The 17,948-nt window shown below is 44.9% G+C and carries 14 protein-coding genes; 10 read left to right on the forward strand and 4 right to left on the reverse strand.

Translation table 11 applies throughout. The features are described 5' to 3' along the window. Window positions 1–13: 13 nt before the first annotated feature. From PQG66_RS04175 to PQG66_RS04190, 4 genes are all read left to right on the forward strand, one after another. The gene (locus PQG66_RS04175; protein WP_272035447.1) at window positions 14–2,689 is read left to right on the forward strand and encodes a DUF5696 domain-containing protein; all 2,676 of its coding nucleotides are present in this window, start codon (window positions 14–16) and stop codon (window positions 2,687–2,689) included. After that, window positions 2,686–3,585 (forward strand): carbohydrate ABC transporter permease, encoded by a 900-nt coding sequence (locus tag PQG66_RS04180; RefSeq protein WP_272035449.1) that lies wholly within the window; start codon window positions 2,686–2,688, stop codon window positions 3,583–3,585. The genes PQG66_RS04175 and PQG66_RS04180 overlap by 4 nt, the downstream gene beginning before the upstream one ends. Before the next feature lie 31 nt (window positions 3,586–3,616). Beyond that, window positions 3,617–4,630: a carbohydrate ABC transporter permease gene (locus tag PQG66_RS04185; RefSeq protein ID WP_272035451.1), complete on the forward strand. Its 1,014-nt coding sequence runs from the start codon at window positions 3,617–3,619 to the stop codon at window positions 4,628–4,630. Between the two features lie 176 nt (window positions 4,631–4,806). Then, window positions 4,807–6,375 carry a glycoside hydrolase gene (locus PQG66_RS04190; RefSeq protein ID WP_272035452.1) on the forward strand — a complete coding sequence of 523 codons (1,569 nt, stop codon included), beginning with the start codon at window positions 4,807–4,809 and terminating at the stop codon, window positions 6,373–6,375. 135 nt (window positions 6,376–6,510) lie between these two features. On the opposite strand, the gene PQG66_RS04195 is transcribed toward PQG66_RS04190, so the two are convergent. Then, window positions 6,511–6,960, reverse strand: coding sequence for a DUF1569 domain-containing protein (locus PQG66_RS04195; protein ID WP_272036454.1), 450 nt, complete (start codon window positions 6,958–6,960; stop codon window positions 6,511–6,513). 153 nt (window positions 6,961–7,113) lie between these two features. Between PQG66_RS04195 and PQG66_RS04200 the strand changes: the two genes are divergently transcribed. From PQG66_RS04200 to PQG66_RS04215, 4 genes are all read left to right on the forward strand, one after another. Then, window positions 7,114–7,890 (forward strand): class I SAM-dependent methyltransferase, encoded by a 777-nt coding sequence (locus tag PQG66_RS04200; protein ID WP_272035453.1) that lies wholly within the window; start codon window positions 7,114–7,116, stop codon window positions 7,888–7,890. A gap of 66 nt (window positions 7,891–7,956) precedes the next feature. Continuing rightward, window positions 7,957–8,910, forward strand: a complete 954-nt coding sequence (locus tag PQG66_RS04205; RefSeq protein WP_272035454.1) for a hypothetical protein — start codon at window positions 7,957–7,959, stop codon at window positions 8,908–8,910. Next, entirely contained in the window at window positions 8,907–9,368 is a 462-nt protein-coding gene (locus PQG66_RS04210; RefSeq protein ID WP_272035456.1) for a GNAT family N-acetyltransferase, read from the forward strand. The genes PQG66_RS04205 and PQG66_RS04210 overlap by 4 nt, the downstream gene beginning before the upstream one ends. A gap of 355 nt (window positions 9,369–9,723) precedes the next feature. Continuing rightward, the gene (locus tag PQG66_RS04215) at window positions 9,724–10,269 is read left to right on the forward strand and encodes a GNAT family N-acetyltransferase (protein WP_272035458.1); all 546 of its coding nucleotides are present in this window, start codon (window positions 9,724–9,726) and stop codon (window positions 10,267–10,269) included. A gap of 354 nt (window positions 10,270–10,623) precedes the next feature. Here PQG66_RS04215 and PQG66_RS04220 read toward each other — a convergent pair whose 3' ends face one another. From PQG66_RS04220 to PQG66_RS04230, 3 genes are read right to left on the reverse strand one after another with little or no spacing between them, the layout of a single operon-like run. Then, the gene (locus tag PQG66_RS04220; protein WP_272035460.1) at window positions 10,624–11,616 is read right to left on the reverse strand and encodes a sugar ABC transporter substrate-binding protein; all 993 of its coding nucleotides are present in this window, start codon (window positions 11,614–11,616) and stop codon (window positions 10,624–10,626) included. Further along, window positions 11,609–13,198 carry a response regulator gene (locus PQG66_RS04225; RefSeq protein ID WP_272036456.1) on the reverse strand — a complete coding sequence of 530 codons (1,590 nt, stop codon included), beginning with the start codon at window positions 13,196–13,198 and terminating at the stop codon, window positions 11,609–11,611. The genes PQG66_RS04220 and PQG66_RS04225 overlap by 8 nt, the downstream gene beginning before the upstream one ends. A gap of 5 nt (window positions 13,199–13,203) precedes the next feature. Then, a complete protein-coding gene (locus PQG66_RS04230; RefSeq protein ID WP_272035462.1) occupies window positions 13,204–15,015 on the reverse strand; it encodes a sensor histidine kinase in 1,812 nt (603 codons plus the stop codon). 250 nt (window positions 15,016–15,265) lie between these two features. On the opposite strand from PQG66_RS04230, the gene PQG66_RS04235 reads away from it, so the two are divergent. Together PQG66_RS04235 and PQG66_RS04240 are read left to right on the forward strand one after the other, a co-directional pair. After that, window positions 15,266–16,288 (forward strand): ABC transporter substrate-binding protein, encoded by a 1,023-nt coding sequence (locus PQG66_RS04235; RefSeq protein WP_442955033.1) that lies wholly within the window; start codon window positions 15,266–15,268, stop codon window positions 16,286–16,288. 121 nt (window positions 16,289–16,409) lie between these two features. After that, window positions 16,410–17,942 carry a sugar ABC transporter ATP-binding protein gene (locus tag PQG66_RS04240; protein ID WP_272035466.1) on the forward strand — a complete coding sequence of 511 codons (1,533 nt, stop codon included), beginning with the start codon at window positions 16,410–16,412 and terminating at the stop codon, window positions 17,940–17,942. The last annotated feature ends 6 nt before the right edge of the window (window positions 17,943–17,948 follow it).

Raw genomic sequence — 17,948 nt, forward strand, 5'->3', positions numbered from 1 at the left:
GGGAGGGAACGAAATGAGAAAAAAGCGTACCGCGTATGCAGCGATCATCCTCATTGCAAGCTTGTTCATGTCTCAAAATGTTAACTATGCGGAGTCCGCATCGGAACGAGTGGTGTCCACATCAGATGATTCACAGGAGACAGATCAGAATGCATCTGCTGAATCGGCTGAAACACAACCATCTTCACCAGTTCAAGAATCTTCGGCCGTGGATTCTGAACGTGAATCAAAGGAACAATCTGCTGTGACTAGCTCAGAACAAGAAGCAGCTTCCCCCGCAAATCAACAGAATAACGAAGCCGTAGCGATTCCAGAGGGGATGGAAGCTGTTGCAGAAAATGATACTCTGATCCTGTATCTGAAGCCGGAAACGACAGAGATTGCAGTCGAGGATAAGCAGAACGGCGCGATGTGGTTTTCCAATCCACAGGACCGCGAACAGGATGCGATTGCGACCGGTTATAACAAGTCCCAGTTGAATGTGCAGTTTGAATTGACGTATTACGATAGTACGGGCAATGCGCTCAAATACGATAATTTTACGCACAGTGTAGAGAGTGGTCAGTTTGAAGTTGAAAAGGTAGAGGATGGACTCAACATCCTGTACACGCTGGGTGAAGTCAAAAGTGATATCGAAGCGATCCCTAAATATATTAGCGAGGAACGATTTAACACATTGATTCTCGGAAAACTAGAAGAAAAAGATCAGAAAGAGATTGAGAAGCGCTTTAAGTACGACGAACAGAACAAACGTTACGAACGACGGGACTCTTCGTTGAAAGGTGTGGGATTGTCCAAAGTAACCCGGATCTTCGAGTCTATTGGTTACGATGAGGCACAGATTGCGATCGACAAAGCAGCTTACGGTGAAGAAGATAATGGGCTGGCGAGTGTCGTTGTGCCTGTTCACTATCGACTGAATGAAGGAAGCCTGCGGGTATCGATTCCCGAGAATGGTATCCAGTATCCAGATACGATGAAAATTCAATCGCTTTCCCTGCTGCCGTTTTTCGGAGCCAGTGGACCTAAAGATCAAGGATACAGTCTGGTGCCGGACGGATCGGGATCACTGATTTATTTTAATAACCAGAAAACGTTAGTATCTCCATATAGTACAGCTCTGTATGGGAGCGATCATGCCGTGAATCAACTCTCTCAGATTCAGAAAGAGCAGAAGGCAAGAATGCCGGTGTTTGGTATGAGTTACGGTAATAAAGGGTATCTGGCCATCATCGATAAAGGCGATGCCGTGGCATCTGTTGAGGCGGATATCAGCGGAAGATTGAACCAGTACAATACAGTGCATGCAAGCTATGCGCTCAGTAGTATGGAAGAGGTTACCCTTACGAATGGCTGGCGTTCCAGCACAGTCAAACGGTTTCAGGCGCAGCCTTTTCATAACGAAATGGCCGTTGTTTATCAATTTCTGGGTGCAGAAGATGCGAGTTATTCCGGTATGGCTTCGGTCTATCGGGATTATCTGATTGAGCAAAAGAAACTCACCCGTCTGGCTGAGGATACAGAACTGCCTTTCTACGTGGAGCTGATCGGTGGCATTCCGAAGAAAAAGTTTTTCCTCGGCATTCCGTACAATGCGTATGAGCCGCTCACAACGTTTGAAGAGGCACAGGAGATTTTAAAAGAAATGCAGAGCCTTGGTGTGAAGGACATCCAGCTTCGATACTCGGGATGGTTCAACGGAGGAATCCATCACAACTTGCCTAAGTCCATTGATGTGGATAAGAAGCTTGGAGGCTCCAAAGGATTGCAAGGACTGCAAACCTACATGAAAGAAAATGGCTTTGGATTATACCCGGACGTATCCTTCCTGGAGGCATTCCCGGAAGCAAAAGGGTTCAAGAAATCGTACGCTTCACGGCAAATTACAGGAAAACTAGCGCAGCAGTTCCCGTACCGGATCTCCACGTTTACACGGGATGATGAAGTTCCTCCGGGGTATGTCCTGAGTCCCAATGCGGTGCCAGGCATGGTGAGCGGATTTTTACAAGACTACAAAGAGACGGGACTAACAGGGGTTTCCCTTCGAGACTTGGGTGATCAGCTGAATTCGGATTTTAACCGGGCTAACGTAATCAATCGTGAAGAGGCTAAAAAGGTCGTAGTAGAGCAGCTTGAACAGGTACGTAGTTCGAATGCTACGCTGCTTGTAGAAGGCGGCAATAGTTATGCAAGTCCCTATGCTAGACATATCGTCGATGCACCTGTAAGCAACAGCGGTTTTAACATCACGGATGAAGCGGTACCTTTTTTCCAACTCGTCTACCACGGCTACGTGCAGTATACAGGCCAGGCCTGGAATATGGCGGATGATCAGGATTCTCATGTGCAGATGCTGCGGGCTATGGAGACAGGGTCAGCGCCGTATTACACATGGTTCCATGCCGATCCATCTGCGATCAAACTGACGAGTTTTGACGCGTTATATTCAGCCGATTATCGGCGCTGGATTCAGGAATCGGCGGAGCGGTATCAGGAGCTGAGCAACGTTCTGCATGATGTACAGAATCAAACGATCGTGAAACATGAGAAGCTGAGCAAAGGCGTGTATCAAACCACGTTTGAAAAAGGTAAGACGGTCATTGTGAATTACAACGATGAAGCTGTTGAGTTAAATGGTACACGTGTAGGTGCGAAGAGCTACTGGGTAGGAGGTGACATGCCGGAATGAAATTCAAGAAATTATCCCTAGAACAAAAAAACAGATATTACGGTTTGTATTTCATCCTGCCTTGGTTCCTCGGATTCCTGCTGCTGTTTATGGTGCCGTTAATCTCATCATTACGATATAGTTTGAGCAATCTTCAGGTGTCCAATGAAGGGTTTACGCTGGAGTTTATTGGTTTAGCCAATTTCCGTGAGGCGCTATTCTCCCATGAATCCTATGTGCGGATGTTAACGGAATCGGTGGTCAATATTGTCGTCAATACACCGTTGATCATTATTTTCAGCCTGTTTTTCGCAGTGATTTTGAATCAGAAGTTTCATGGAAGGGTGCTGGCAAGAGCGATTTTTTTCCTTCCGGTTATTTTGGCTTCGGGTATTATTGCGAGTATTGAGAACGGGGATTTGATGCAATCCGTTGTACGTAGTGCTAACGATATGACGGGTGGTGGACTGTCGGTGATGAAAAATCTGGATCTGACGATGATGCTGCTTGAATCAGGCATGAGTCCGATTCTGGTGGAATATTTGACAGGTGCGGTTAGCCGAATCTACGAGATTGTCAGCCAGTCAGGTGTCCAGATTCTGATATTCCTTGCGGGTCTGCAGTCGATCTCACCATCACTGTATGAAGCCGCCAAAATCGAAGGATCAACGGGTTATGAAGCTTTTTGGAAAATTACGTTCCCGATGTTAAGCCCATTAATTCTGACGAATCTGGTGTATACCATCGTGGACAGCTTCATCAGTGATCAGACGAGTCGGCTTGTGGTCGATACAGCTTTCAAGAGCTTTAATTTTGGACTCAGTGCGGCGATGTCCTGGATGTATTTCGGTGTGATTGCACTGATCCTGTGGGTAACGACCGCGATAGTATCCCGTAAGGTCTTTTATCAAAACTAGCTATGTTGGAATAAGAAAAAGGAGGCCTGACATGAAGACAGAAACCGCAGCAGGGCAGCCGTCTGTGAAAAAAGAATGGCTAGAGCGCCTGGGTTCTACGGCCTACTGGTTTGAAAAGATTAAGAAGTGGGCGTGGATTCTGGTTCGGTTTGTACTGATCTTTGGCATATCGTTTGTCATTCTCTATCCGATCTTACTGAAAATATCGATTTCCTTCAAAAGCATGTCCGATCTGTATGACCCAACGGTGATCTGGATTCCACGTACGTTCACGTTGGAAAATTTCAAACTGGTCTTCACAGCCATGAATTATCCGAGTGTGCTGATGAACACCTTATGGTTGTCCTCTGCGGTCATGCTGCTTCAGACGATAACCTGTGTGCTAGCAGGCTATGGATTCGCAAGAATCAAGTTCAGAGGTAGTGGTTTGTTGTTTGCTGCTGTAATCTTTACCATACTAGTGCCTTCACAGACCATCATGATCCCGCTCTATCTGAATTTCAAAAACTTTGATGTGATGGGGCTGATCGAACTGTTTCGCGGTAGTCCAGCTAATCTGATCAACACATACTGGCCGTTTCTGATCTCGGCAGCACTGGGGATGGGCGTGAAGACAGGTCTGTATGTCTACATTTTTCGTCAGTTCTTCAGAGGGATTCCGCGTGAGATTGAAGAGGCGGCTTACGTGGATGGTGCAGGATATTTCAAGACGTTCTGGCGTATTATTTTGCCCAATGCGATACCTTCAATGGTTACGGTCATGCTGTTTTCGTTTGTTTGGCAATGGAATGATTCATTCTTCACGAATATGTACCTGAATGAACCCAAAGTGATGTCGTCGATGATGTCTTCCTCGGGCTTTACGATTGCAACATACCTGACGGGCGGCGGTCAAGCAGCGGCATCTTACACGCAAGATCCGTTTTTCATGTCGATGATGATGAACACCAGTGTACTGATGGCCATTTTGCCGCTGATCATCATTTATCTGTTCGTTCAGCGTCATTTCGTCGAGAGTGTGGAGCGCTCTGGTCTTGTAGGATAAGACGATCAGTGTGGCAAACGGAAAGCTGATCTTTACTTGTTAGGCTAGCAAATGCAAGTTCATTCAACGCAGAGGCTTGTAGAGGCTGTCAAATCATAGGCAGTCTCTAACCAATTGCAATCCAGCAGTTCGCCGCTGGAATAGGTCTGCATCAATTTGGAAGCGGGGGATAAGGGATGCAAAATGATCAGTTGATAGCAAAAGTGAAGCCGGATGTACAAGTCACGATTGATGGGGGGACGATTTATCAGACCATTGACAACTTTGGAGCGTCGGATGCTTGGTCGATGGAATCTCTGGGGAAGCATTGGAGTGAGGAGAATAAGTCGAAGGTTGCGGATCTTTTATTTTCCAGGGATAAAGGCATCGGGCTCTCCGCATGGCGCTTCAACATTGGTGCAGGTTCAACCGAAACCGATCGAGATCGAATTCCTGACCCTTGGCGACGAGCAGACGCATTTAAAATGTCAGAGGAAGATGGTTATGATTGGAGTAAACAGTCCGGCCAACAGTGGTTTCTTCAAGCTGCACGTGATCGGGGCGTTGAGACACTTATCGCTTTTGTTAACAGTCCTCCGGTTTGGATGACCAAAAATGGTCATGCCCAGCCCGATCTTGAAGTGGGTTCCACCAATCTGAAGCCGGGCTATGAACAGAAATTTGCAGCTTATCTGCTGGATGTACTCACATACTTCGAGGAGAATGGGATAGCGTTCGACTATATTAGTCCGGTGAATGAACCGACTTGGGACTGGAACCAGGCTTGGCAGGAAGGTAATCGTTATAATAACGAGGATCTGAAACTGGTGATTATGGAGTTATATCGCCAGTTACAGCATACCGATCTCCAGACGCGGATCAGTGCACCGGATGGCGTAGAGATCACTTCGCTACTAGACGATGAATTTTATTGTCAGTTTGCAGGAAGTGGCACGTATTCTAGTGGAGCTAACCAGCTGGGGACAGGCAAATACCGCGAATACATAAAGGATATGATTGGTGATCCTCAGGTGAAAGAAGCTATCGGCAATAAAATTGCGTCCCATTCGTACTGGTCTGACTACAGCAATCCCGGAGACGATCGGTTGGTTCGGTTAAGGAAGCTGTTGCACACCAACATGAAGCATTACGATGAAGACAGTAAGTATTGGGTGACGGAATATTGCATTCTCGGAGATTATGGTCCTGGGCGTGATTTAGGTATGGAGCCTGCGCTTCATGTGGCGAGAACGATTCACTTTGACTTGGTGGAAGCGAATGCAGCGGCGTGGCAGTGGTGGACAGCGGTTTCTAAAGTGGATTACAAGGATGGACTGATCTACACGGATTTTAATGAAGCTGGTGATGAGCAAAATATTATGACATCGAAAATGCTGTGGGTACTCGGTAACTATAGCAGGTTTATTCGGCCTGGAGCGAAGCGAATCGAGTTGACTGGACTCGGTGAGGAAGCGGACAGCGGATTACTTGGTTCTGCTTACAGCCATGAGGGAGAGCAGACAGTAACGGTTGTTTTTGTGAATCATGGTGAACAGGACAAATGCGTTCAGATTGACCTTCATGCGTTAGCTTTGAATGGAACAGTCAAGACCATGGAGTCTTACGTAACTAACGCTGAAATGGATTTAGTTTGTCATGAGAGCGTTACAGCAATAGAATCAGCAACAGAAAATGTCCCATCTTTTGTCGTCCAAATTCCAGGGAAATCCGTGGTGACCCTCACTGGTGGTGGGCATAGGAAGTAAAAGAATAGAAGTTTAACTCGAAACGCCCATGATATAAGGAGCATGATATATGCAGATATGCAGGTGTTAAGCTAAATTATGTCATGGGCTTTTCCTGCTTCATTCCATCCGTTCTGGACCTGTGATAGACCTGTGTTAGACTCCAAATTGTCTAAGATGATGATCCAAATGTTTGTAGATGCCTATGCCCCATTGCTCAGCTGTTAATGCCCCAAAGAATGGATGTGGATGTTGGGAGCATTGCTCCGGCCCATTGACTTGAAAAGTAGCAATCTGCTGTTTGAGCTTGTCTTTCTCTACTATAAACTCTCGTTCGTCATTAATAATAATCGTTGGGATGGTAGACATATTCTGGGGTAGGGGCTTTTCATTATAAAACATGGGTTTGGCAAACCTGCCAATAAGTCTTCCAAGCAATCCTCTTGGCGGGAAGGCATTGCCCAAAGGTATATCGTGAAAAGCAGAACAGTGAGCCAGCATTTGAGCAACCTGCATGGTTCCCCATTGAGGCATGGAATCTTTTTTTAGTCGATCGATCCGTTCCGTAATTTCAACAGCATGCTGTGTATCGAAGATACTTTTCATCAGAACACCCCGATCCATTTAATAAATTATGACTAGCGACAGTATCATTCCATTATCGAGAGTTTTGTTCCCTTATGTTCAAGAATAATAAAATATGGTAAGTTTAGTCAATGAAAAAGGGAAATAACGTCATTAAAATGGGAGGCTGATTCTATGGAAAACAAGGAGACATTTAATCGTGTAGCTAATGAATATGATCGGTACAGACCTGTTTATCCAAGCCCAATGTTTGATGACATTTTTACATACGCGAAGCTTCATAAGGAAGATTCCATTCTGGAGATTGGCTGCGGAACAGGGCAGGCTACAGGTGGATTGGTGAGTAAGGATTATACCAACATTACGTGTATTGAACTAGGAAGTAATCTGGCACAGTTTACTGCTGACAAATTCAAGTCTTATCCATCCATTCAAGTCATCAACACTTCTTTTGAGGATTGGAATCATGAGGAACAGCTTTTCAAATTGTTGGTGTCAGGAACAGCCTTTCACTTTATTGCTCCGGAAATAGGTTACCGCAAAGCTTGGGAATTGCTCGATGATACAGGATGTATTGGACTTTTTTGGACGATTCATGTTCCGGGCTACGATCAGCTGCATCAAGAAATTCGTTCCCATTACATTGCATTAGCCTCTCATTTGGATGATTCTCAGTATCCTTCACCCGAAGAAGTCATTCAGGAGCGTAAAGAAATCACGGAGCGTTCTGGTTTGTTCACGGATATTAAGGTCAAGGAATACAACTGGATACAGTCCTGTTCAAGCGAAGAATATGTCGCACTATTGAATACCAATTCTAAGCATCAGCAGCTTTCGGAGGATGTTCGGAGTACGCTTTTGGAGAGAATCAAACGTTCAATAGATGATGCAGGTGGAACGATAGATAAACATCACAAGGTAGCTCTTTTTTTAGGCAGGAAAAAGGTCTAAGAATGTAGGTTTTTAATAGTCAAATTCATACGAAAACTTAAACCTTCCAGAGGATGGAGGAAGAGGATGGATATCGTTCAAGCTTTTCAGGAAACGGTAGTGCGAGGCGATCATCAGGGTATGATTAACTTATTGAAAAAATATGAACAATCCGGCCAATTACCTGTGAATAAACGCGGCTGGGTATACTGGAATATTTCAGATGGTTATGCCCAGTTAAGAGAGCCGGAACCACTTTATGCCAATCATCTGGCATTCTTCCGATGGGGGAAAGAAAACCTTAACCCAGAGCAGTACCATTGGATCGTTTCCGATTCAACACAGGCATTGTCATTATCTTTAGGAGATCTCTTCGAGCATTGGATTGACTGGTACCGATATGCTTGTGATCATGCACCAAGGTTGGATTCCAACCGAGCCGTTCGTTTTGAGAGCCACCGAGCATTGAGTGGTACCTTTTGGGCATTAGAAAGATTCAGTGAGATGCCACTTGTCCTGGAAAACATGAAACACCTTATCCAGGAAGATGAGCAGTGGGACAATAATCTTTTTGCCCGGATTACATATAACAAACAGCGTCTAGCTTATCTGAATCATTCCGGAGACAAAAGAGAGGTAGATTTACTTCTACATGAGACGATGCATTTAATAGATAACATCGATTGGTCTTCCTTAGAGCTAATGAAAAAAGAAGAAGTTCTCGGCAGTTGGGAAGATGTGAATTCATGCAGAAACTCACGGAGAGATATTCACATTGCGTTAAACAATCTGGCTTGCATTCTAGCCGATATTGAACAGTCCGAAGAATGTGCGAAGTTGTTCAGACAGCTACAAGATAGCGGGTACGCCTTGAATGGATATGCTTTCTCCAAATATATTTGTTCACTCTGGAAGTCAGAAGGTATAGGAACTGTTCGGAAAGCAATGATGGCTAACAAATCTTTTGAGTTCTCTGAACTGACTAAACATAGTCCTATTCTTGTCGAGATCGGAGATCAGATTAGGAGGGATTTTAAATGACTATTCAGGTGAGACCTGTTTCGATGAATGATTGGTTTGCTTGTACTCAATTGCAGGTAAGTGAAGAACAGAAAAAAACGTTCCCTGCACCCGTAGTATATTGGCTGGCAGAGTCCAGGTTTGTCACAGATTTTCAACCCATGGCAGTCTACAATGATTCAGATTTGGTCGGTTTTGCAGTTTACTCCGACCAAGAGCATGCCGAGGCTGATTATTGGCTACCTGCATTGATGATTGATAGCAAATATCAGGGCAGAGGATATGGAAAAGAAGCACTTCGTGCTTTGATTCAAAGGATGCAAAAGACACTAAACTGCAAACGCATCCTGATTGGACACAGACCTGATAATTACGTTGCAGGTGTCTTATACGAATCTCTCGGTTTCCAGCGGATCAGTGAGGAACTTATCGATGGTGAGGTTGTCCTAGCTTTGAAATTCGGCACACAGAGGGATTGAGTAACTGCTCTATGATGGATTGAGGCCGCTGAGCACAAGTTTTTAGAGAGGAGGTAAAGACAAAGATGAAAATATTCAAAAGGCTAACCTTTTGGTTAGTACTTTTTTCATTACTGGTGTGTTTTAACAATTTATCTGGTAATGACGATAAAAACATTTTGATATATTTAACCAATCCATTCAATCCACTATTAAACCGTTGGCTAACAGACATCAATATGAACCCGGAGACAACATATTTGTTTAAGCCTCTCATTTGTGGATTACATCTGCTTTTTTGGACAGCGTTGGGTCTGATTATTGATAAATTAATTAAGAAGGGTAAGAACAAGGAGTGAATCGGGAGGTAACGAAAATGGCTCGAATATATGGAGAACGAATTGTACTCAGAGAATATCAGGATGCTGATGTGCCATATTTGAAACAGTGGGTCAACGATCCGGACATCACAGCAAATTTATCAGATAATTTCTTATACCCTCATTCGAGTTATGAAACAGAATCCTTTTTCAAAACGATGGTTGAAGGGAAAGCTGTGAGCAAAAGCTTTGTTATTGGAGCGATAGAATCACTGGAATATATAGGTCAGATTGATCTATATAAAATCGATTGGAAGAACCGTTTTGCTTCATTAGCGATCGTAATAGGAAGAAAAGAGTACTGGGGAAAAGGATATGGCAGCGAAGCCATCCGCTTGCTTCAGAGTTTTGCTTTTGAAGAACTTAATTTCAATCGCTTGGAACTTGAAGTATATGAGTACAATCAGGCAGCTCGCAAGTGTTATCTCCAATGTGGATTTCAAGAAGAAGGTCGATATCGGAAGAAAATATACAAGAACGGGAAGTACTGGGACAGCCTCGTGATGAGTATTTTGAAAGATGAATACCAAAAGGGTGTCTAACCAACCTCATACGCAAATGCACAAGTTTTTGATAACTGGAGGATTTGAATTAGATCCTACAATAGAAAGGCAGTACATAACCATATGACCAGGAAACAAAGTTTTGGAATGGCTCTAGCAATCGCTTTATTTAGTTTACTTTTTTTGGATAACTCCATAAATGAATATACCAAGAACAAATTATTATTTGTGCTTACGGTAATGGGCTTTTTATCTCTGTCGTTTATATCCATTTCTTTGTTTATTCGAGGTTTCAAGAAGTAAGCAGGAGACACCATGCTGACGTAATGAGGGAACAACTTACGCGAAAAAACATGGTGTCCACATTTTTCGTTTATCAAAAAAATCTCAGAATCAAGGGTTGATCTCCCGTATCCCCGTATCCATGAATTCCTCAACAGGAAGTCCTTCACTTGCGCGAAGCAACGTTTCAACAATGGCAACGCCCCATAGCCGCTCATTTTGAGAAATCACGGACGAAATCTGACCATTCAGCAGACCTTTTTCACTAATTGAACTATCACCAAAAGCGAGAAGGTGGCGGTTCAATCCTTTGGCTTTCCACACGAGTGCAGAGGCTGAAACGGATACAACATCCAAACCAACGACTGCATTAAAATGGGGATGTGCATCAATCATCGTTTCAATATCGTTCACCGCTCGATCTTCATTGCCTTGATTGTATTTAACCTCCAAAATCTCGATGTCGGTTTCATTGCGAATATAATCAATGAATCCGTTCAGACGTTGCTGTAGACCGTACATCTCTTCCAAACCACTTTCGACTAGAATCATGCCTTCACGATTCAGTAACTCGGCTGTGGTCTGGGCGAATTGTCGGCCCGTCTGGTAGTTGTCCGCTCCCACATAGGCAACTCGTTCGCTGGCGGACGCATCGGATTCAAAGGTGACGACCGGAATGCCGGCAGTCCTAGCTTTGTTAATCACGGGCGTGAGTTCGACAGCATTCACTGGTGCAATAGCGATCCCGTCAACACGCTGTTTGATCATGTTCTCCATAATGCGAATTTGTTGTTCGGTACTTGCTTCGTCCGGCGCATTGACGACTAGGGTGACATGATGTTTTTCAGCAGACTGTGCCGCATCCGTGGTGATCATCTCATATGTCGGATACGTCATCGGATAGATGATTCCGAATGTTTTGTTCTCTCCCCCAGATGGTTCTACCGCTGGTGCAGGATACGAGCTTACTTCCTGAAGTTTGGGAGGTAGAGTGCCTGATTCCGAAGATGCTGTTGGACTTGAAGTGACGTTCGAGCAAGAAGTTATCAATAATGGAAGAAGTATCATAAGCAAAAGACAACCAGCCCATGTAACCTTATTCATACATTGGCTCTTTTCTCATGTCCACGAACGATTCATTGCATGCCTCCGAACCCAGCATGCGATATTCTTTTGGCGTAAACCCCGTGGTTTTTTTAAATATATTCGAAAAATAATGTGGATCATTGTAACCGACCTTGAACGCAATCTCAAAGGTCTTGTTGTTCGTTGTTTTCAGCAGTTCCTTGGCTTTGCCGATCCTCATCTGGGTCAGGTACTCTGTTATGGTCTGACCTGTCTCTTGGCTGAAAATTTTGCTGAGATGACTTGGGCTGATCCGCACATGGGCAGAAATCGTCTTCAAGGAAACTTGCTCGTTATTATATTGTTGTGACACATAGGTTTTAACCTGATCAATCACATCACTGTATTTGCCGGATGACGCTGCCCTTCGTTGCCATAGTTGGTTCAACAGAGAGCACAGATAACGGGTGCAGTCTTCCCAGCTTGTAATTCCCTGAATGATCTGTTGCAAGCTCTTAATCTTTTCATCCGAATCAGCATCCATGCGAAAGAGCTGATTCGCCAGGCGAAAGGATTCAAGCGTAAGGTCATTCAACAAATAGAACCCATAGGATGAAGAATTCCAGTCGATCGATTGTAATGGAGCAGCGAATTTCTGGACAAAGCTATCCCGCAGATGGGGGTCACCAATCTTGAGAAATTCAAGAAAGAGGTTGCGATCTAACAAAATATTCATTTTTTCATCCAGATGAGTCTCTCTTAGCGAGGCTTTGTTTTGCTGGGTCAGACGTGTAATATATTTGTCTTCATCGGCTTCCAGATAGGAGACATGGATGCCTTGCAGGCGCTGCTGATTGCTGCCAATGCCAAGAATGACACTGCAACGGAGCTCTTGCTCCAGATCTAGACGTATCGGTCCTCGAAGCTGTCCAAGATAAACAGCAATACTGTCCTCAGAACTGGATTTGAGCAGCAGCACACGTTCGGTACGGCTCCGAATATAAGAGAGAAGTTCCACATCAACGCTACAGCCTTCCACCAGAATTTGTAGTGTTTTATCTAATAAGTGCTCCGAGTTCTGAGAGTCATCATATGGTCTGATATCAACAATGACGATCGTGTAGAATTTGGCGGAAAGAGGCAGCGAAAGCTTTTTGGCTGAATCAAAAGCATCCGTTGTACCTATAAGCCCGCCGCACAGATCGGCAAGCAGTTTTTCTTTCGTCATCGTACGACTTGCTAGCAGTTGTTCCTCCTCATCGATCTTCTGGCTGACGTGACGCAAAACGTGAAGAAGATCTGCTGCGCTAACAGGTTTAAGACAATACTCGGTCACGCCAAGACGAATCGCTTCTTGGGCATAACTGAACTCATCATGACCGCTCATAATAATGATCTTGATCTCTGGTTTTTGGGCCCGGACGATGGAGGCCAGCTCCAAACCATTCATGAACGGCATTTTAATGTCGGTAATGAGAATATCCGGTGACCATTCTTCAATTAAAGGTAGAGCCAGTTCTCCATCCGGTGCATCTCCGCAGTAGTGAAATCCTTCCTTTTCCCAATGTACGCTGTTACGTATGTTCTCCCGAATACCGATCTCGTCATCGACAATCATCACCTTTCTCAATGCTGAACCTCCTTGCTTTTCGGAATGCGAATTTGAAACGTACTGCCTTCCATGTAGAAACTTTCCATCTCGACGCCATAGGACGGGCCAAAATAGAGACGAATACGGTCATGTACATTCAGCAGCCCAAACCCGCCTTCTTGATCGTTTTGTGGGAGGGTGCGGGAGCCGGTGGGTTGTTCCAATTCTTCTCTCAACTGTGTCAGCTTTTCTGGTGTCATGCCAACGCCATTGTCCTGCACACGGAGTACGATACTTGTATCGTCCGCGTAACCCTGAATGGAGATGAGTCCCAGACCCCGTTTATTTTTAATGCCATGGTAGATGGCGTTCTCAATTAGAGGCTGGAGCGTCATTTTCAAAATAGGATAGTCTTGAAGTTCATCATCTACTTTGATGTCGTATGTCAAAATATCGTGATATCTCATCTGCTGAATCACCAGATAATTGCGGGCATGTTCAAGCTCGGTTTGGATCGTTATCCAGTCAAAGCCTTTATTCAGACTCAGACGAAAGAACTTGGAGAGGGCCTGAACCAGCTGGATCACACTTTCCTTTTTTTCAGCTTCGGCCATCCAGATAATGGACTCCAGCGTATTATACAAAAAATGTGGGTTAATCTGGGCTTGTAGCGTACGTAATTCGGCAATTTTGACTTGCTCATTCTCCTTGATGCTTTGGTCGATCAGGGTTTTAATTTTCTCCAGCATGATGTTAAAGCTCTGTCCGAGATCTGCAATTTCGTCCGAGCCGGTAGGGGTGACCTTGACCTCCAAATACCCGTTCGCCGCCTTGCGCATTTTGTTCATGAGAATTTGTATTGGGTGGATCAGTCTATTATTCAGGAAAAAGTACAGAGAAATCGCAAAGAATGCACTTAACAAAACACTGATGATGATTAATTGGCGAATACTGTTAGCCTCCGTAATGATTTCTTGAAAGGGCGCAGCACCGATAATTTTCCACCCGGTCTGTTTGGAAGTGCTGTATACGACAAATTGCGGCTTGGAACCTGCGGACAGGTTAAAGCTACCTTGCTGGGCATGAATAGGTACGGAGCTGATCTGGTTGATGATATCTAGAGACGCCTGGCTTGAAGGTGGTTTGAAAAGTGTTTTTCCATACTGATCTGTAATATAAAAGAATCCAGAATCTTTAATTTTCGTCGTGGTCAAAAAGTCATCGATGAAGGAGTCATTGATATCAATCACAATAAAGCCAATGACTTCATGTGTAATCCGTTCTTTGACGGTCGTCATAATTGAAAGCGCATTCTGTTTTGGGTAAACGAACCCGTCCAGACGGTTATATTCAGCATACGATGCAGCATGAGGGATGCGTAAGATAGCGTTTGGGTACTGTACCAGATACTGAAAATAGGGGTTTCGAAGCGGATTACGCTCCAACTTAAATACTCCTTTTCGTTCACTAAGGCCTTTGCCATAGAAATTAACAAACGAGATGTTGAGCACTTTATCGTATTTGTACGTTTCCCGATAGAGATTGAAGGTCTGCAAAATGGCCTTAGCATCGTTATAGGACTCCGATTGAGCGTACAAATACTGTAGAACCTGTGGATTCTTACCCAGTTCCAGCAGTCGTTCCGTATCTTCAAACATGATGTCGATGTTTCTGGCAAGCTGATCAGCAGCCAGCTGTGTGGAGGCTTTGTTATGTTCCGAAACAACCGTATAGGACTTGTGGTATGAGATCAATCCAACGATAATCAGCGGTACCGAGCTGAGGATGATGAACATGCTGAGCAATTTAAGTCTGAGGCTGGAAGCTATCCACCTAACAAGTTTCAACGTATTCCACTCCATCTGAAGGGATCAGGATCCAAAGGTAGCATTATTATAACACGAATTAGGAACATGAAAGCGTATCGCAAAATAGTACACCATTCACATAAAAAATTACACGTTTTTATAACATGTCCTCTATAATTACTAAATTATTACATAAAATGCGTATGACATTCCATGTCTGTCTCCATTGTAAGCGTTTTATAATGTGGACACACCACACAAGGTGAACTTAACTAGGGAGGATCACATGATGCGAACCAAAAAAAGGTGGGGACTCGCCATCACACTGGCGATGGTTATGCTTGTCAGCACAGCTTGTAACAGCGGTAATGGGGCATCCGGTACCAATCAAGCGAGTTCAGGCGGAGATAGTGGCAGTACACCTGCGACTTCCAAGACCATTACGCTTGGTTTTTCTCAAGTGGGTGCAGAGAGCGGCTGGCGTTCAGCTAACACCAAATCGATTCAGGACTCGGCAAAAGAAGCAGGGTATGATCTGAAATTCTCCGATGCACAGCAGAAACAGGAGAATCAGATTAAAGCTTTGCGCTCCTTTATTCAACAGAAGGTGACGGTGATTGCTTTTTCTCCTGTGGTGGAATCCGGTTGGGATACGGTTTTAAAAGAAGCGAAGGATGCAGGCATTCCTGTCATTCTAACGGATCGCGCTGTGGATTCAGCGGATAAATCATTGTACAAGACATTTATCGGTTCCGATTTTGTAGAAGAAGGGCGTAAAGCAGGTCAGTGGCTTAGCGATAAGTACAAAGACGCACAAGAAGAGATCAATATTGTTGAACTGCAGGGTACAACAGGTTCTGCACCAGCAAATGATCGTCAGGAAGGCTTTATGGAGGTCATTGGTTCCAATGCCAAACTGAAAGTAATTGCGTCACAATCGGGCGATTTTACCCGTGCAAAAGGGAAAGAGGTTATGCAAGCATTCCTTAAAGCTCACAAAAAGATTGATGTTCTCTATGCACATAATGACGATATGGCACTTGGTGCAATTCAAGCCATTGAAGCGGCAGGTTTGAAGCCAGGCGTGGATATCACGATTATCTCTGTGGATGCCGTGAAGGATGGGATGCAGGCGGCTGCGGATGGTAAGATCAATTTCATTGTCGAATGTAACCCGCTGCTCGGCCCTCAATTGATGGAGGCAGTTCAGGCGGTAGTCGATGGCAAAGAGATTGAGCCGCGCATTGTTACGGAAGAAACGACCTTCACATCGGAACAAGCCAAAGAAGCACTGCCAACACGTCAATATTAAAAGCAGCTGCGGTTAACACCGAAAAGTCATTTTCGACCTCGCTGTCGCTAAATGACTTTTTTCTATCCGATCAGATGGCTGAGCGGTTAAGAACAGCTTCTACCAGAAAGGAGAGATGGATATGGAAGATCATCAGACGCCCATCCTGCAGATGACGGGCATTACGAAACGTTTTCCGGGCGTTAAAGCACTCTCTAACGTCAGCTTTCGCCTGTTTCCAGGCGAGATTCACGCGTTGATGGGTGAGAATGGTGCGGGAAAATCAACGCTGATCAAAGTACTGACAGGTGTGTATTCGATTGACGAAGGCACGGTAACGATGGACAATCGGACTCTTGCCATATCGGGGCCGCTGGAGGCACAGAGAGCTGGAATCAGCACGGTGTATCAGGAGGTGAATCTTTGCCCGAATCTGACAGTAGCAGAAAATATTTATATCGGGCGGGAGCCGATGAAGTTTGGCCGAATCAACTGGAAACAGATGAACCAAGATGCAGAGAAGCTTTTGCGTGAACGATTAAATCTGGTCATCGATGTGAAAGTGCCATTGCAGACGTATTCCGTAGCGGTACAACAGCTCATCGCAATAGCAAGAGCCCTTAGTATCTCGGCCAAAGTACTTATTTTAGATGAACCCACTTCCAGTCTGGATAAAAATGAAGTACAGCAGCTCTTCCAGATTATGCGCAAGCTGAAGCATGAAGGATTAGCGATCCTGTTCGTCACTCACTTTCTCGACCAAGTGTATGAAATGTCCGACCGTCTGACTGTGCTCCGCAATGGGGAACTGGAAGGGGAGTATATTGCAGCGACGTTACCACGTATGGAACTCGTGTTGAAGATGATTGGCAAAGAGCTCGAAGTGTTGGAGGATCTTCCAAAGTCAACGAGCGAAGGGAAGTCGGAGACGGAGGATGACGCAGACGCAGGAGAGATGTTGATTACGGCAACGGGGCTCGGTCGAAAAGGAGCCATTGATCCATTCGATTTGACGATTCGTAAAGGGGAGGTCGTTGGGCTAGCTGGCTTGCTCGGATCAGGCCGTACCGAGATCGCTCGTCTGATCTTTGGTGCAGATCGTGCGGACGAAGGCAAGCTGATCGTTGCAGATACAGGCAACACGGTAAAGTCCCCGCGACATGCGATTGACCAGCATATTGCCTTCTGCTCGGAGAATCGCAAAACGGAAGGCATCATTGACGACCTGACGATCAGGGAGAACATTATTCTTGCCTATCAGGCGACACGCGGGTGGTCGAAACCCATTTCTCGTAAAAAGCAGGATGAGCTGGCGGAGAAATATATCAATATGCTACAGATCCATCCTAAAAATCCAGAGCAGTTGATCAAAAATCTGAGCGGTGGCAATCAGCAAAAAGTATTACTTGCCCGCTGGTTATTGATGAATCCCGATCTGCTGATCCTCGATGAACCTACACGCGGTATCGATATCGGGGCTAAGGCCGAAATTCAAAAATTAGTCCTTTCACTTTCGAAGCAAGGGATGGGTGTTCTGTTTATTTCGTCAGAGCTCGAAGAAGTGATTCGGGTTAGTGACAGGGTCGCAGTGCTGCGAGACCGAAAAAAAGTAAAAGAACTCCATGGAGAACAGATCAATCAACAGCAAATCATGAAAGCAATGGCAGGAGGTTGACGTACG

The organism is Paenibacillus sp. JJ-100 (genome assembly GCF_948329825.1).
Lineage (GTDB): Bacteria > Bacillota > Bacilli > Paenibacillales > Paenibacillaceae > Paenibacillus.

What these genes read in the sequence shown, in the direction of transcription:
- PQG66_RS04200 (WP_272035453.1), top strand. Translation starts at nt 7,114, where the DNA reads ATGGAAAACAAGGAGACATTTAATCGTGTAGCTAATGAATATGATCGG.
- PQG66_RS04195 (WP_272036454.1), bottom strand. Translation starts at nt 6,960, where the DNA reads ATGAAAAGTATCTTCGATACACAGCATGCTGTTGAAATTACGGAACGG.
- PQG66_RS04180 (WP_272035449.1), top strand. Translation starts at nt 2,686, where the DNA reads ATGAAATTCAAGAAATTATCCCTAGAACAAAAAAACAGATATTACGGT.
- PQG66_RS04175 (WP_272035447.1), top strand. Translation starts at nt 14, where the DNA reads ATGAGAAAAAAGCGTACCGCGTATGCAGCGATCATCCTCATTGCAAGC.
- PQG66_RS04185 (WP_272035451.1), top strand. Translation starts at nt 3,617, where the DNA reads ATGAAGACAGAAACCGCAGCAGGGCAGCCGTCTGTGAAAAAAGAATGG.
- PQG66_RS04190 (WP_272035452.1), top strand. Translation starts at nt 4,807, where the DNA reads ATGCAAAATGATCAGTTGATAGCAAAAGTGAAGCCGGATGTACAAGTC.
- PQG66_RS04235 (WP_442955033.1), top strand. Translation starts at nt 15,266, where the DNA reads ATGCGAACCAAAAAAAGGTGGGGACTCGCCATCACACTGGCGATGGTT.
- PQG66_RS04220 (WP_272035460.1), bottom strand. Translation starts at nt 11,616, where the DNA reads ATGAATAAGGTTACATGGGCTGGTTGTCTTTTGCTTATGATACTTCTT.
- PQG66_RS04205 (WP_272035454.1), top strand. Translation starts at nt 7,957, where the DNA reads ATGGATATCGTTCAAGCTTTTCAGGAAACGGTAGTGCGAGGCGATCAT.
- PQG66_RS04240 (WP_272035466.1), top strand. Translation starts at nt 16,410, where the DNA reads ATGGAAGATCATCAGACGCCCATCCTGCAGATGACGGGCATTACGAAA.
- PQG66_RS04210 (WP_272035456.1), top strand. Translation starts at nt 8,907, where the DNA reads ATGACTATTCAGGTGAGACCTGTTTCGATGAATGATTGGTTTGCTTGT.
- PQG66_RS04215 (WP_272035458.1), top strand. Translation starts at nt 9,724, where the DNA reads ATGGCTCGAATATATGGAGAACGAATTGTACTCAGAGAATATCAGGAT.